The 14,805-nt window shown below is 63.1% G+C and carries 14 protein-coding genes and 1 pseudogene; 9 read left to right on the forward strand and 6 right to left on the reverse strand.

Features of this window, described 5'->3' with window-relative positions; all coding sequences use genetic code 11:
• Window positions 1-10: 10 nt before the first annotated feature.
• The 3 genes from ACO056_RS05885 to ACO056_RS05895 all read right to left on the reverse strand — a co-directional run bounded on the left by ACO056_RS05885 (window position 11) and on the right by ACO056_RS05895 (window position 2,220).
• Window positions 11-340: an antibiotic biosynthesis monooxygenase family protein gene (locus ACO056_RS05885; RefSeq protein ID WP_421853209.1), complete on the reverse strand. Its 330-nt coding sequence runs from the start codon at window positions 338-340 to the stop codon at window positions 11-13.
• A 4-nt stretch (window positions 341-344) separates the two neighbouring features.
• Window positions 345-1,223 carry a pirin family protein gene (locus tag ACO056_RS05890; protein ID WP_421853212.1) on the reverse strand — a complete coding sequence of 293 codons (879 nt, stop codon included), beginning with the start codon at window positions 1,221-1,223 and terminating at the stop codon, window positions 345-347.
• 79 nt (window positions 1,224-1,302) lie between these two features.
• On the reverse strand, window positions 1,303-2,220 hold the full coding sequence (locus ACO056_RS05895) for a LysR substrate-binding domain-containing protein (RefSeq protein WP_421853215.1): 918 nt from the start codon (window positions 2,218-2,220) through the stop codon (window positions 1,303-1,305).
• A gap of 119 nt (window positions 2,221-2,339) precedes the next feature.
• Between ACO056_RS05895 and ACO056_RS05900 the strand changes: the two genes are divergently transcribed.
• Window positions 2,340-3,041 (forward strand): isochorismatase family protein, encoded by a 702-nt coding sequence (locus ACO056_RS05900; protein WP_421853218.1) that lies wholly within the window; start codon window positions 2,340-2,342, stop codon window positions 3,039-3,041.
• A gap of 121 nt (window positions 3,042-3,162) precedes the next feature.
• Here ACO056_RS05900 and ACO056_RS05905 read toward each other — a convergent pair.
• A pseudogene (locus tag ACO056_RS05905) lies at window positions 3,163-3,567 on the reverse strand (IS30 family transposase); the annotation flags it as partial.
• Window positions 3,568-3,794: 227 nt separating this feature from the next.
• Between ACO056_RS05905 and ACO056_RS05910 the strand changes: the two are divergent.
• Complete coding sequence (locus ACO056_RS05910) at window positions 3,795-4,337, forward strand: hemerythrin domain-containing protein (protein ID WP_421853221.1); 543 nt, start codon at window positions 3,795-3,797, stop codon at window positions 4,335-4,337.
• A gap of 99 nt (window positions 4,338-4,436) precedes the next feature.
• On the opposite strand, the gene ACO056_RS05915 is transcribed toward ACO056_RS05910, so the two are convergent.
• Entirely contained in the window at window positions 4,437-4,919 is a 483-nt protein-coding gene (locus ACO056_RS05915) for a pyridoxamine 5'-phosphate oxidase family protein (RefSeq protein WP_421853224.1), read from the reverse strand.
• A 235-nt stretch (window positions 4,920-5,154) separates the two neighbouring features.
• On the opposite strand from ACO056_RS05915, the gene ACO056_RS05920 reads away from it, so the two are divergent.
• The 7 genes from ACO056_RS05920 to ACO056_RS05950 all read left to right on the forward strand — a co-directional run bounded on the left by ACO056_RS05920 (window position 5,155) and on the right by ACO056_RS05950 (window position 12,364).
• On the forward strand, window positions 5,155-5,868 hold the full coding sequence (locus ACO056_RS05920; protein ID WP_421855318.1) for a glutathione binding-like protein: 714 nt from the start codon (window positions 5,155-5,157) through the stop codon (window positions 5,866-5,868).
• Window positions 5,865-6,491: a 2-hydroxychromene-2-carboxylate isomerase gene (locus tag ACO056_RS05925; RefSeq protein ID WP_421853227.1), complete on the forward strand. Its 627-nt coding sequence runs from the start codon at window positions 5,865-5,867 to the stop codon at window positions 6,489-6,491. The genes ACO056_RS05920 and ACO056_RS05925 overlap by 4 nt, the downstream gene beginning before the upstream one ends.
• A gap of 77 nt (window positions 6,492-6,568) precedes the next feature.
• Window positions 6,569-8,251, forward strand: coding sequence for a magnesium-protoporphyrin IX monomethyl ester anaerobic oxidative cyclase (bchE, locus tag ACO056_RS05930; RefSeq protein ID WP_421853230.1), 1,683 nt, complete (start codon window positions 6,569-6,571; stop codon window positions 8,249-8,251).
• Entirely contained in the window at window positions 8,248-8,835 is a 588-nt protein-coding gene (gene bchJ / locus ACO056_RS05935) for a bacteriochlorophyll 4-vinyl reductase (protein ID WP_421853233.1), read from the forward strand. Before bchE ends, bchJ begins: the two co-directional genes overlap by 4 nt.
• 70 nt (window positions 8,836-8,905) lie before the next feature.
• On the forward strand, window positions 8,906-10,081 hold the full coding sequence (locus ACO056_RS05940; protein WP_421853237.1) for an iron-containing alcohol dehydrogenase: 1,176 nt from the start codon (window positions 8,906-8,908) through the stop codon (window positions 10,079-10,081).
• Window positions 10,081-10,755 (forward strand): TetR/AcrR family transcriptional regulator, encoded by a 675-nt coding sequence (locus ACO056_RS05945; RefSeq protein ID WP_421853240.1) that lies wholly within the window; start codon window positions 10,081-10,083, stop codon window positions 10,753-10,755. Before ACO056_RS05940 ends, ACO056_RS05945 begins: the two co-directional genes overlap by 1 nt.
• Window positions 10,748-12,364, forward strand: a complete 1,617-nt coding sequence (locus ACO056_RS05950; RefSeq protein WP_421853243.1) for an AMP-binding protein — start codon at window positions 10,748-10,750, stop codon at window positions 12,362-12,364. Before ACO056_RS05945 ends, ACO056_RS05950 begins: the two co-directional genes overlap by 8 nt.
• Before the next feature lie 148 nt (window positions 12,365-12,512).
• On the opposite strand, the gene ACO056_RS05955 is transcribed toward ACO056_RS05950, so the two are convergent.
• A complete protein-coding gene (locus tag ACO056_RS05955) occupies window positions 12,513-14,780 on the reverse strand; it encodes a TonB-dependent receptor (protein WP_421853246.1) in 2,268 nt (755 codons plus the stop codon).
• Window positions 14,781-14,805: the final 25 nt, after the last annotated feature.

The following is a 14,805-nucleotide window of genomic DNA, read 5'->3' on the forward strand; positions in this document are numbered from 1 at the left end:
AGCGCATACCTCATCCGGCACGTTCGACGAACGCCACCGTGAACACGGCGGGTTCGATCCGGTCCGCCAGCGCCGCAACCTCGTGCATGTGCGCCTGGGCTCGTGGATCTGCCCGCATGGCGTCCATGTCGGCAGCGCTGCGCCACTGGACATAGTTGATCACCCGGTCGCCAACCGCGCTCGCGTGAATGGCGACGCCCAGAAATCCGGGCATGTGCCGCGTCACGTTGGTCGTGAAATCGCGCAACGACGTGATCAGCGCGGCCTGTCGGGGTTGAGGGCAATGGAAGGTGTTGATGAAGGTGAAAACATCACCTTCTACCGAAATACGAAGCTCCATGGGCCTACGCTTCGCGCGGGGTGACGCCCCGCGGAACGCCGTCGAGCACGCCCATGTAGCCCTCGATCAGGTCGCTATTGGCCCGGTCCACGTCGGCTTGGGAATTGAACACGAACGATCCGGCAAACACCAGCGGGCGTCTGGCACGCTCGCCCCCCAGCAGCAGGACTTCGAACGCCGAGTCAGGCCGAGCTGAAAGTGCGATCGAATCGGTGGCTGCGAGCAGCAGGATGTCGGCCTTTGCCGCGTTCGCCTCCTCAACCAGTCCGGCGCCGCGCATGACGAAGATCCCGAGTTCCTGGCCGGGCGGCAACGGGATCTGCACAGACGCGCCCGGGACCAGGGTAAAATGTGCCAACGTGGAGGGCTGAGACAGTTGAACCGGGCCGGGTGACGGAAAGACGCCCGGCAGCGTGCCACTGATCAGGCGGGCAAAGTAACCGGGTGTCTCGACTTCGACGATCTCGTGCGACTGGACCGCCTGATAGCGCGGCGCTGTACGATCAAGCGCCTCAGGGTGCCGCGCCCAAAGCTGCACAGCCTCCATGACGGGTTCACCGTCGCCGCTCGGTATCTCCGCGTGCAGCATGCCGCGTCCAGATGTGATCCACTGTACTCCGCCGCTCGAGACCTCCCCGACATGGCCAAATGAATCGCGGTGCTTGTTGCTGCCCTGCAGCAGATAGGTGATCACTTCGATGCCGGCATGCGGATGCGCGCCGATCCCGTTGGCCGGCGGCGCCATCGGCCCCCCGTGATCCAGAAACACGAACGGCCCGATCGCGTCAATTCCGTTGAGCGGCAAGGCGCGGAGCACGGTCAGTTCCCGCCCGAGGGGAACGGCGTGACCGCTGGATCGTGCTGCGATTATGGTAGTTGCCATGGCTGACCTCCAATTTATGCGGAGGATAGCACCCGACCACCAAAGCAATAATCAGTCCGTTTGGAATTCACTGCGCCGTTTACGGGATATTATTGACGCCTGACAGGCGGCTAAGCTCCGGCCCGACGCGCTCATACACCATGTCGAGGAAGAGGCGGGTCTTGGCCGGCAGCAGTCTCGTCGAGGTCAACGCCACCGCCGGCGTGTCCTGGGTCCACCAGCCAGGAAGTACCCGGATCAGGCGGCCGGCGGTGATGTCGGGTCCGACCATTGGTTTGTGCAGCGTGGCAATCCCGTGACCGATGATCGCCAGTTGCCGCATGAAACCAAAGTTGTTGCAGCGAACGGCACCGTTCACCGGCACGACCTTCGATTGCGTACCGTCCGTCAAAGTCCAGACACCCGGGTCGAGCACGTTCTGGTTTGGAATCACGCTGTGCTGCACGAGATCGTCGGGGTGCCGGGGCACGCCTGCGCGCTTCAGGTAGGACGGCGCGGCAAACAGCGCCGTCCGGATTGTCCCGATCCGCCGCGAGATAAGTCCTGAATCGGGCATGGACCCGATCCGCAGCGCTAGGTCGAAATTCTGCGCGACCAGATCGACTCGATTCGGACTGAGATCGAATTCTATGGTTACGTCAGGATACTGCGCCACAAAGTCCACCGCCAGGTCGGTCAGAAATAACCGCGCAAAATCCGGGGTGGCCGACACGCGCAATAGCCCACGTGGCCGTTCCGCAAGATCGTGAAGCTGGTCGTGCGCAACGCGGGCTGCCTCCACAATGTCCCGGCATCGCGCGTAATAGGCTGCGCCCGCTTCGGTGAGTTCTACGGACCTGGTGGTGCGGTTGAACAGTCGGAGACCAACGGCGCTCTCCAGTTGCGCAATTCGGCGGGACAAGGTCGAACTCGGCACCCCGCTGGCTTCGGCCGCCTTGCGAAAGCTCTTCACTTTCGCGACCTCCACGAAGAGCGCCATCTCGCGCAAATAATCCATCGCAATTGTCCCGCACATGGAACGGTGAAATGCTACTCGCCCCGTTCATCCTGCCACAGAAGCGATGTACCACGCGAACACGCAGCGCGGTCAAGGGCCGCCGGAAATCGTTAGGTAAGATGAGCGAGCTGGATCGTCGAACGTTTGTCGGAGCGGCCGGGGCCTTGCTGGCCGCCACTCCGCTCGTCGCGTCGGCCACGGTTCGCAAGGCGATCAAGGCAAAGGATGTGGCGATGACGAACAAGGCATACACGACGGAAAACAGCATCGTCATGCTGGTCGACCACCAGGTCGGGACCGTGGGCTGGGTCAAAAGCATTCCCGCGGCCACGGTCGTCACCAGCTGCAGGGTACTGGCCAGGATGGCGATGGCCTATGACATGCCGCTGATCCTGACGACCACGGTCGAGCAGCAGGTTGGCCTGACAATCAAGGACCTGCAAGACATCGCACCTGCCGCCTTTGCGAAGCGCTACGCCCGGGGCGGCCAGCTCGACGCTTGGGACGATCCCAAGCTGCGTACCGGCGTCGCGGCACTCGGCCGAAAGAAGATCATCCTGGCAGGACTGACGACCGATATCTGCATGTACTGGGCAGCCACCAGCGCGCTCACCCTGGGTTACGAGGTTTTGATCGTTGCCGATGCTTGTGGGACTACTAGCGTCCAAGGCGATGAGATGACCTATGCCCGCCTGCGCAAGGCCGGCGCCGAGATCAGCGTAGTGAATCAGGTCGTGACCGAATTGGCCAACGATTTCAGCGTACCTCACGGAGCCAAGGCACAGCAGATCATGGCCGAGGAAATCATCTCCAAGCTGTGATTGAGTTGGCCGACCAATGTCTGTCGTTCTGCGGTTTCGATCGGTAGGCTTCGGATGCCCGGTGCTGGCCAGACCCGCCGTTCGCAGGATCGCAGCGCAATGGCGGCTAAGTCCGGTGGGTTCAACCGATCGATGCAACGCTCTGGGCGAACTTCTCAGCTGGCGTTTGGTACATCAAGGTTTTTCTCGGCCGCTCGTTGAGCTGCCTGGCAATGGCGCTGAGTTGGGCCTGGCTGAAGGTCGATAGATCGACGCCGTGAGGCAGGTATTGGCGCAGCAGGCGGTTGGTGTTCTCGTTGGTACCGCGCTACCACGGGCTGTGCGGATCGCAGAAGTAGACCTCCACTTCGGTTGCCAGGGTGAAGCGCCGGTGGTCCGCAAGTTCTTTGCCGCGGTCCCAAGTCAGCAACCGGCAGAGGTCTCCGGGCAGCTTGCGCGCCTGCCCGATCAGCGCCGAGACGACGGTCGCGGTCTGCTTGTTCGCGACCTTCGCCAGGATCACGTAGCGCGACTGCCGCTCGGCCAGTATCCTCGCCATCCGCTTGCGGGCGGACACGGCAGAGCAGAGCTGCCTTGAACTGAAGCACAGCTGCACCCGTTCCACATGCTGGAGGCCATCGGCCGTCTGAGCACTGCAGCTTAGAGGCCGAGACGAGACTTTTGGCCCTCGCCGCAATTGGCCGGGAACCTCGCCATCGCCCCTGCATTGCTCAGGCGGCGCTTCCCCTTGCGCCGCGCACAAGGAGAATGTTCATGTCCATTCTTGATAAGGCCATTGCGGCAATCACACCGCCTGAAAGCGAAGAAGATCGGCTCGCCGCGCGCGCCAAAGCCGAGAATATGGCAGAGCCGGGCGATTGGCTGTTCCAGATCCTGGAGCATCACCGCGAAATCGAAGCCCATTTCGCCGCGCTCAAGGGTGCAACGTCAGCCGATGATCGGCGTGCCGGGCAGGAAAAGCTGGCCGAGTTGCTCACCGCCCATTCGATTGCCGAAGAAGCGGCCATTTATCCCGCCATGGCGGCTCATGCGCAGGTCGGACATGCCGAACTTGCCTATCAGGAACAATCCGCTGCCAAAATGGAATTGGGCCTCCTCGAACGTCTCGATCCGATGAGCGAGGATTACAGCGACAAGCTTGAGCACATCGAAGGCGCGGTGGCGCACCACGTCTATTCCGAGGAAGGCACCTGGTTTATCGATCTTGCGCAGAGCGCCCCTGCGGACGAGCAGGAAATGATCAGCGAGCGCTACGGCCAGGAATATGATCGCTACATGAGCGGAGCGATCGACTGACAGCTATCGCGCTGACAACGGCGGCCGGCATTGCAACTGGGTGCCGGCCGCCGATCAAGTGCTCCGGAAGGTCGCGCAAATATCAATAACGCGCAGATTTCAATCGAGCGGGACTGTGGCGACATTGCCGGCATAGTCTTGCTTCGGATCATGCCCAAGCAAGACCTTGATGCTCGCGATCAGGCTCGATCCGTCCAGCCAGATTTCAGCCTCGTCGGCCTCCAGCCGCAGCAAGGCAAGCTTGGGATCATCCTTGCCTTCGTACCAGGCGGCAACGTGAGCGTTCCAGAGACGGTCTATCACCGCCGGGTCGCTGTCGAGAACCAAGGTTCCGCGCACAGCCGCGAAGAGATCATGACCTTTTGCCGTAAAGGTGGCGACCGCAACATTGCTCCTGCCGAGCAAACGCACCAGCTCGCTGTCTTTCGCTCCGAAAAACCATATCGGGCTGCGATTGTCCTCGAACTGCGCGGTCATCGGGCGGGCATGGCCGCCTTCGGCGCCATCAAGACCGACCATCATCGTGCGGTCGCTCGCGAGTGCGCTCCAGAATTTGGCTTTGAGTTCATCAGGTGTGGCCATGGGGATGCTCCAGTGTTGTTCTGAGGCCAAACGTGCCAAGTGACCCGGCGGTTCCGCGACGATCATGCCGGAACCAATCCATGCCTGGCCTGATCAGCAAGTGCAGCCGATGCCATCGGCTTGCGCGTCGATGGCATCGGCGATGCGAAGTCTGCAAGAGCGCGGGGCTAGCGCGGTTGCATGTCTGGCGCCGCCGTGGGATGCCGTGCGGACCATGGCAACGGCAGGAGCGGCGATGATCGAATTGCTGACCGCGCCCACCCCGAATGGGTGGAAGATTTCCATCATGCTCGAGGAATGCGCGCTGCCTTATGCGGTCCGGTGGATCAATCTGGGCAAGGGCGAGCAGTTTGCACCCGAATTTCTTGCGCTGAGCCCAAACAACCGGATTCCCGCGATCATCGATCATGCGCCAGCGGATGGCGGGGAGCCGGTGCCGGTGTTCGAGACGGGGGCGATCCTCGTTTATCTGGCGGAAAAGACGGGGCAGTTCCTCCCTGCCGATCTGCGCGGGCGCAAGGCGGTGCTGGAGTGGCTGTTCTGGCAGGTCGGCGGGCTCGGGCCGATGCTGGGGCAGCATGGGCATTTCCGGCTCTATGCACCCGAGCGGATTGCCTATGCGACCGAGCGGTACCGCGCGGAGGCGCTGCGGCTTTATGGTGTGCTCGATCGCCAGCTGGCGCAGCATGACCATGTTGCGGGCGAGGCCTATTCGATTGCGGATATGGCGTGTTTCCCGTGGATCCAGACGTGGAAGGCACAAGGCATTCCGCTGGAGGACTTCGCGGCGCTGAAAGCGTGGTACGACCGGTTGAAGGAGCGGCCCGGCCTAAGGCGCGGGATGGCCGTGGGGCGCGAGCGGATCAACCGGCGGCCGCAGGATGATGCTGAGGCGCGGCGGGTGCTGTTCGGGATCAAGGACGGGCCGGGGCAAGGGGATGTGGAATGAGCGTGGGTGTCGAGTTTTTCTATGATTTGTCCTCGCCGTGGACACGGCTGGCGTTTCACAACTTTCGCAGCGCCAGCGAGGGGCATGACGTGGCCGTCACGTGGCGGCCGTTTCTGGTCGGCGGCGTGTTCAATGCGGTGAACCAGAGCATTTATGAAAGCCGCGCCAATCCGGACAATCCCAAGTTCCGGCTGAGCTTTGTCTGGCTGAAGGAATGGGCGCGGCTGGCCGGGCTCAGGATGAATTTTCCTTCCGAATTCCATCCGGTGAAGTCGGTCAATGCGATGCGCCTTTGCTGCGCACTGGAGGAGCGACCTGAGGATTTGCTGCGTTTCAGCGAGGCAGCGTTCGAGGCCTATTTCGGCGACGCGCGCAATATCGATGATCTCGAAGTGCTGGAGGATATCGCCAACGCCTGCGGGCTCGATGGCGCGGCACTGCGGGCAGCTTCCGGCAGCGATGCGGTGAAGGCGCGGCTCAGGACAAACACCGAAGAGGCGATTGCGCGCGGGGCCTACGGCTCGCCGACGATCTTCGTGGACGGCGCCTTCATGTATTTCGGCAACGATCAGTTGCCGCTGGTGATGCAGCGCATCGCCATGCTGGAGGCAGAAGAGGGCTGAAGCGCCAGTTGCGCTGGATCAATGATCCGGCGTCCAAAACCATGGAGCCTTGATCTGTCCAGCGGGAGTGACAGATCATGCGCATTCTTCTCGTTCATCCGAATTACCATTCCGGCGGCGCGGAGATCGCGGGAAACTGGCCGCCTGCCTGGGCGGCCTATCTCGCGGGAGCCTTGCGCGGGGCGGGCTATGATGACGTCCACTTCATCGATGCGATGACCGACCATGTCGAAGATGCGGCGCTGGAAGCGCGCATCCGCGAGCTGAAGCCCGATGTTGTCGGCACCACCGCGATCACGCCGTCGATCTACAAGGCCGAAGAGACGCTGCGGATCGCCAAGAAGGTCTCACCCGCGATCATCACAATGCTGGGCGGGGTCCACGCGACTTTCATGTTCAAGCAGGTGCTGACCGAGGCGCCGTGGATCGATGTGATCGTGCGCGGGGAGGGCGAGGAGATCCTGCTCGATCTGGTGCGCGCGATCGACGACGGGCGCTTGCCTTTGGCGCGGCATGAGATCGAGGGGCTGGCATTCCTCGACGGGGCGGACATCATCGCCACCAAAGCCGCGCCCACGGTCAAGGACCTTGAAAAGATCAAGCCCGACTGGGGCATCCTGGAGTGGGGGAAGTATATCTACATCCCGCTGGGCAAGCGGGTCGCCATTCCCAACATGGCACGCGGGTGTCCGTTTACCTGCTCGTTCTGCTCGCAGTGGAAGTTCTGGCGCGATTACCGCATCCGCGATCCCAAGGCGGTGGTCGACGAGATCGAGACGTTGGTGAACGATCACGACGTGGGCTTCTTCATCCTTGCCGACGAGGAGCCGACGATCAACCGCAAGAAGTTCATCGCCTTCTGCGAGGAGCTGATCGCGCGAGGGCTGCCCGAGAAAATCCAGTGGGGCATCAATACCCGCGTCACCGATATCCTGCGCGATGAGGAATACCTCGCGCTCTACCGCAAGGCTGGGCTCGTCCATGTCTCGCTCGGCACCGAGGCGGCGGCGCAGCTGAAGCTCGATCTGTTCAACAAGGAAACCACGGTCGAGCAGAACAAGAAGGCGATCCGGCTGCTGCGCGAGGCGGACATTCTCGTCGAGGCGCAGTTCATCGTGGGGCTGGAGAACGAGACTGCGGAGACGCTGGAAGAGACCTACCGCATGGCGATGGACTGGAAGCCGGACCTCGCCAACTGGTCGATGTACACGCCCTGGCCATTTTCGAACCTGTTCGAGGAGCTGGGCGACAAGGTCGAGATCCACGATTTCGACAAGTACAATTTCGTCACGCCGATCATCAGGCCGGCGGCGATGGACCGGGGCGAGCTGCTCGATCGGGTGATGAACAATTATCGCCGGTTTTATATGCGCAAAGCGCTGTTCTCGTATCCGTGGCAAGGCACGGGATACCGGCGCAAGTACCTGCTGGGATGCCTCAAGGCGTTCCTCAAGGCCGGGTTCCAGCGCACGTTCTATGATCTCGGGCGGGTCAATTACTGGGGGCCGCAATCGAAGAAGAATGTGGACTTCAAGTTCGACCGGACGCGCACCAACCACCGCGCGGAGACAGGCGACTGGAAGGCCGCGGCAGAGACCAGCCGCAAGGCGGCGAAGCGCGGGGCGGTCGTCCATGAGGCAGCCGGCGCGATCAAGGCTTGCGGCGGTGGCACCGAGCAGCTGACCGACGAGGAAGCCGATGCCTTTGATCCGGTCCCCATGCGCGGTGATGCGCCGGGGCGGAGCGGGGCCCATATATGAGCGCCCCGGTGATGATCGCGGCGGGCAAGGTCGGCCCCAACGCGATCATCCAGCTGGCCGATGTGCTGGCCGACCGGCTGGGGCTGGAGGAGCGCGCGGCAGCGCTCAGGGCAGCGGGCCTTGCGCATTATCTCCTGCGCGATCCGGAGCGGATGACCGACGAGCGTGAGGCAGCGGCGCTTCACCGGGTGGTCCAGGCACGCCAACCCCATGATTGGGACGAGCTTTCGTGGGAAGCGGGGGAGCGCACGGCCGAATACCTTCTCGAGCACCGCATTCCGGAAGGTGCGCAGTGGGTGCTTCGCCGCCTGCCGCCTGCTTGGGGCGCGCGGCTGCTGCTGCGGGCGATCCGCGCGCATGCGTGGACCTTTGCCGGTTCGGGCGGATTCTCGGCGCGACTTGAGCCCGGCGCGGTGATCATTGCGATTGCCGCCAATCCGATCGCGATGCCCGGCTGCCCCTGGCACCGCGGCGTGTTTACGCGGCTCTTTGAGGAATTGGTGAGTCCGCGCGTGCTGGTGCGGCATGAACGCTGCTGCGCAGGGGGGGAGGAGGCGTGCACCTTCCACATTGGGTGGACCTAATCGCCAGTTGACCCACATTCCATAATTGCTACCAAGCAGTATAAACATAGCAATTGGTGGGAGAGCGGCGATGGTTACAGCCTCACAAGTCATGCTCACGGCAACCGAGCGCGTCACGCTGGGCGTTCCGGCGGCGGAAGCAGTCGCGCAGGAAGCGGCAGCGCGCGGCGCGAAACGCGTGTTCATTCTCGCCAGCAGCTACCTCAACCGCAAAACCGACGAGATCCGCCGCATCGAGGCCGCGCTGGGCGAACGCCATGCCGCGACGCATGATGGCATCCAGCCCCACGCTCCGCGCAGCGATGTGCTGGCAGCTGCCGTCAGCGCGCGCGAAGCGGGGGCCGATCTGGTCGTAACCGTGGGCGGGGGATCGGTGACCGACGCAGGCAAGATCCTGCTGATCTGCCTCAAGCACAACATCACCACCATCGACCAGTTCGATGACTACCGCGTGCGCGTGGACGATTCCGGCGCGATGGTGATTCCCGATTTCGCCGGGCCGGACGTGCGCGCCATCTGCGTGCCGACGACGCTTTCGGGCGGCGAGTTCAACCCGCTTTCGGGCGCGACGGATGAGGCGATCAAGCTCAAGCAGGCCTATACCCAGCGCGAGATGGTGCCGGTCTGCGTCGTGCTCGATCCGGCGATCACGGTGCACACGCCCGAATGGCTGTGGCTTTCCACGGGCGTGCGCGCGGTCGATCACGCGACCGAGACGCTGGCCTCGTTCCTTTCCAACGATTTCTGCGACGGCATTGCCGATAGCGCCCTGCGGCTGCTTGCCGAAGGGCTGCCGGCGGTGAAAGCGGATCCGGCCGATCTCGATGCGCGGCTGAAGTGCCAGATCGGCGCGTGGCAATCGATGATCCCGATTATCGGCGGCGTGCCGATGGGGGCCAGCCATGCCATCGGCCACGTGCTGGGCGGCACCTGCGATGTGCCGCATGGCCATACCTCCTGCGTCATGTCGCCTTATGTCCAGGCGTTCAACGCGCCGGTGAACGGCGAGCGGCAGAAGCGCATCAGCGCGTGCCTCGGCGATGCTTCGCGGCCTGCATCGGAACTGCTCGACAAGCTTATCCGCGGGCTCGGCATGCCGCGTAGTTTGCGCGAGGTGGGCGTCAGCGAGAACCAGCTCCAGCTCGTTTCGGAATACACGCTGGAGGACATCTGGGGCCGCACCAATCCGCGTACGATCAAGACCGCGGCGGACGTGATGGAAATCTTGCGGACCGCGATGGGCTGATGCACACCACTGCACTCGCCACGGACATCACGGATCTCATGGACAAGCCGAGGAAGAAACGCGCCGCCTCCCAGCTCAAGGATGAAATCACCGCCTACAAGCGGCGGCGCATTCTGGAGGAGGCGAGCCACTTCTTCTTCGCCAACGGCTATGAGGCGACGACGCTGGATTCGGTGGCCGAGCAGCTCAATGTGACGAAGCCCTTCATCTACTCGTACTACAAGAACAAGGGCGAGCTGCTTTACGAGATCTGCCAGACGGGCATCCAGCTTTCGCTTACCGCGCTGGAAGAGGCGCTGAGCGTGGAAGGCACGGCGAGCGAGCAGCTCAAGATCGTGGTCGAGCGGGTTGCGCGGATCATCATCGAGAACCAGCGCTACGTGACGGTGTATTTGCGCGAGGAAAAGAGCCTGCTTCCCGAGGATGCGCGGCGCATCCGCGATCTGAGGCATACCTTCGATACCAAGCTGGCGGCACTGCTGGAGAAGGGGCGCAAGACCGGCGAGTTCGATGTACCAGCCCCTTCGCGCACCGCGATCTGGGTCTCGGGCCTCCTGAGCTGGATAGCCCTGTGGTACCACGAAGGTGGGCGCTGGTCGGCCACCGAAGTGGTGATGGACGCGATCACCATGGTGCAGAAGATGGTCCAGCCGGCGGGAGCTTTGCATGGCTGAGGGAAAGGGTCATAGCGATCCGCGCGTGCTGGATCGGCGCCGCTGCGTGCTGCGCTATCTGATCGATGATTTCGCCGCCTCGCAGCCTGATGCGGTCTATGCCGTGTTCGAAGATGGCGGGCAGTGGACATATGCGGCCTTGCGCGATCTCGTCGTGCGCAAGGCGGCGGGGCTGCACAAGCTCGGCGTGAAGCGCGGCGATCATGTCGCGGTCTGGCTGCCCAACGGGCGCGAGGCGCTGATCGTGTTCTACGCGATCAATTACCTTGGCGGCGTGTTCGTGCCGTTCAACACGGCCTATCGCGGATCGATCCTCGAGCATGTGCTCGCCAATTCCGATGCCACCGTGCTCGTTGCCCATGGCGGGCTGCTCGACCGGCTGGACGTCGCGGATACGGCGGCGGTGACGACCATCGTGCAACTGGGCGAAGGCAGTGCTCCGACGCGTTTTGCCGTCCATGCCTTCGACGATGTGACTGGCGAGGAAAGCGATCTCGTCCCGCTCGACCGCCCGATCGAGCCGTGGGACACGCAGTCGATCATCTACACCTCGGGCACAACCGGGCCTTCAAAGGGCGTGCTCTCGTCCTACCTCCACCTCTACACCAACGCCGGGCCGGAAAGCTGGCACTTTGTCACGGGCGAGGACCGCTACCTCGTCAACATGCCGGTGTTCCACATCGGCGGCCTTGGCATTCCCTTCGTGATGCTCGCGCGCGGCGGTTCCATCGCGTTGATGGAGAACTTCTCCACCGACACCTTCTGGGATTTCGTGAAGCGCACCGGGTGCACCACGATCTTCCTGCTCGGTGTGATGGCGACGTTCCTGATCAAGCGGCCGCCCGGGCCGGAAGACCGGGATCACGGCGTGCGCAAGGCCTTCATGGTGCCGCTGACCGAAGCGGCAGGGCCATTCCACGAGCGCTTCGGGATCGACGTCTACACCATCTTCAACATGACCGAGATTTCCTCGCCCGTCGTCTCGGAGCCCAATCCGGTGAAGCTGGGCACGTGCGGCAAGGTCCGCCCGGGCGTCGATGTGCGGCTGGTGGATGCGAACGACTGCGAAGTGCCCGTGGGCACGGTGGGCGAGATGATTGTGCGCACGGATCGGCCCTGGGCGATGAACAGCGGCTACCACAAGAACCCGGAAGCGACCGCGCGTGCCTGGCGGAATGGCTGGTTCCACACCGGCGATGCGTTTCGCTGCGATGCGGAGGGGTATTTCTACTTTGTTGACCGGGTGAAGGACGCAATCCGCCGACGCGGGGAGAACATCTCCTCGTTTGAAGTCGAAAGCGACGTGACCGCGCACCCCGACGTGCGCGAGGCGGCGGTGATCGGCGTGCCGAGCGAATATTCGGAAGACGAGGTGATGGCCGTGATCGCCCCGGTGCCGGGTGCGAGCATCGACTTGCAAGAGCTCTCGGCATTCCTCGCCGCGCGGATGCCCTACTTCATGGTGCCGCGCTATATCCGCGTCATGCCCGAACTGCCCAAGACACCGACCGCCAAAGTGATGAAAGCCGAACTGCGCGCAGAGGGCATCACCCCCGATACGTGGGACCGCGAGAAGGCAGGCATGCGGCTGAAGAAAGAGCGGCTTTAGTCGGGCTTTCCGCGCAGACTCCACCGGCCCCCGCGTTACCGAATCCCCACACCGCTCACCCTGAGCTTGTCGAAGGGTGCTGGCGCCACCGTAGCGCCAGATGCTTCGACAAGATCAGTATGAGCGGGTTGGGGGAATTGTCAGGAAATCAGAAATTCACGCCGAACGTCACGCCATAAGTGCGCGGCGGGGCGACCGAGCCGACGCGGACGCTGCTGAACAGCGGCGCGGTGATGATGTTGTTGGTGATGACAAGCTTGTTGCCAAGGTTGCGGCCCCAGACGTCGATCGACCACTTGTCGTTCGCCGAAGTGAACTTGAGCCCGGCGTTGAGTAGCGCGTAGCCGGCCTGCGTCGCGTCGGCATTGTTGAACTCGGTGAAGTAGACGCGGTCCTGCCAATTCACTTCGGCGCGCGCGTTGAGCTTGCCGGCCGAGCCGATGGGGATATCGTAATCGGCGCCTGCGCGGAACGAGAATTCCGGCGCGTTCGAGAGGCGGTTGCCCGCAACGCTGATCTGCTTGAAGCCCTGCCGGTAATCGCCGGTGGTGAACTTGCGGTACTTGGCGTTGAGGTAGGTCCCGAACAGTTCGAGCGTCAGCCCCGGCAGCGGCTTGGCGCGCAGTTCGGCCTCGATCCCGTAGTTGCGCGCCGAAGCGGCGTTGACCGTGGTCACCACGCTGCTGGCATCGACGAAGCCGACCTGGAGATCGGTGTAGTCCATGTAGAACGCGGCGAGATTGGCCTGCAGCTTGCGGTCAGCCGTCGCGGTCTTGAGGCCGAGCTCGTAGCTCCAGACATATTCGGGGTTGATCACGTCGTTGCGTGAGCCGACGTTGATCACGCCCGATTTGAAGCCGCGCGTGACCGAGGCATAGACCAGCGTGCTGTCGTTTGCCTGATAGTTGAGCGTGACCGTGGGGGTGAAGGCGTTCCAGCTCTTGCCCTTGTCGGTGTTGACGCTGCCGAGGAAGTCGAATGTGCCGACGCCATTGCGCTTTTCATGGCTGAAGCGGCCACCGGCGGTCAGCTTGAGCTTGTCGGTGAGGGCGTAGGACGCTTGCGCGTAGAAGCCCAGCGCGTCGATGGTGACGGTGCCGTTCTGCAGGTAGTTCAGGCTGTCGAAGGCGTTGTTCGGCGTCCCCGGGGGAACCTGCCCGGCGATCTTCAGCAGCACGGCAAGGTTGGTGAGCGGCACGCGCACTTCGCCGTAGAGGCTTTCGTGGAAATAGTTCGCGCCGAGGAGCACATCGAGCTTCTCGCTCTTGTAATTGGCGACCACTTCCTCGCTGAACGTCTTGCTGTTCTCGATGTAGTTATTCTGCCCGAACATGTTGGCGTCCGAGGCGTCGAGATCGTCACGGTTGAAGCGCTTGAACTTGTGGTACGAGGTGATCGACTTCACATCCCAATCGCCCTTGCTCCAGTCGATCGTGCCGGTAAAGCTGTAGCCGCTGCGCTGGTTGAGCGGCTCCTGGTCCGACCAGATGTTGCGGATGTTCGCGGGGCGCCCAGCCGCAGCGGCGACCGTGAACAGCGATTTGCCGCCGAGGATCGAGCCGAGCAGGTTTTCCGGCGCTACCGTCGGGCCGAAGTAGTGGAAGGCGTAGTTGCTGTCGTTCTCGTGGAAATATTCGCCCGAGAGAGTGACTTCGATATCCTCCGAGGGCTTGGCGAGGATCGTGCCGCGGAAGGCATAGGCATCGCGGTTGTCGATGTCCTTGCCGGTGAACTCGTTCTTGCCGTATCCGTCGCGGCGATCATACTTGCCGGCCACGCGCACCATCAGCTTGTCGCCCGAGATCGGGCCGCTGACCGCGCCTTCGATGGCGGCCGCATTGTAGTTGCCGTAGCTGGCGCGCAGATAGCCATCGAGGTGATCGGTCGGGCGCTTGGTGATGAGGTTGATCGCGCCCGCGGTTGCGCCGCGCCCATAGAGCGTGCCCTGCGGCCCGCGCAGCACTTCGACGCGTTCGAGGTCGTAGAAGCCCGAAAGCTGGGCAGCGGGGCGGGAAATCTGCGCGCCGTCCTGCAGGAAGGCAACGCCGCCATCTGCGCCGAGGTCGATCGAGGTGAGGCCGATGCCGCGAATGAAGATGCGGTTCACGCCGAACTGATCGCCGACCGAAAGGTTGGGGATGGCGGTCGCGAGCGAGGCGACGTCCTTGACCCCGCCGACGCCGAGATCGGCGGCCGAGACGGCGGAGACCGAAGCAGCGACTTTCGAGAGCGATTCCGAACTGCGCGTCGCTGTCACGACGATATCGGCAAGGCCTTCGGCTGGCGGTGCAGCAGACTGCGCGGCTTCCTGCGCCATGGCGGGTGCGGCGCTCAGCGCGCTTCCCGCGAGCAGAACGGCCAGCGCGGTGCGGCGCAGATTCGAATCGACACGTGCGGCAAACTGGCTGCGAACCATCTTCTATCCCCTCATCCCCCGCAGT

The sequence above is a fragment of the Novosphingobium sp. genome (assembly GCF_965228995.1).
Classification (GTDB): Bacteria; Pseudomonadota; Alphaproteobacteria; order Sphingomonadales; family Sphingomonadaceae; genus Novosphingobium.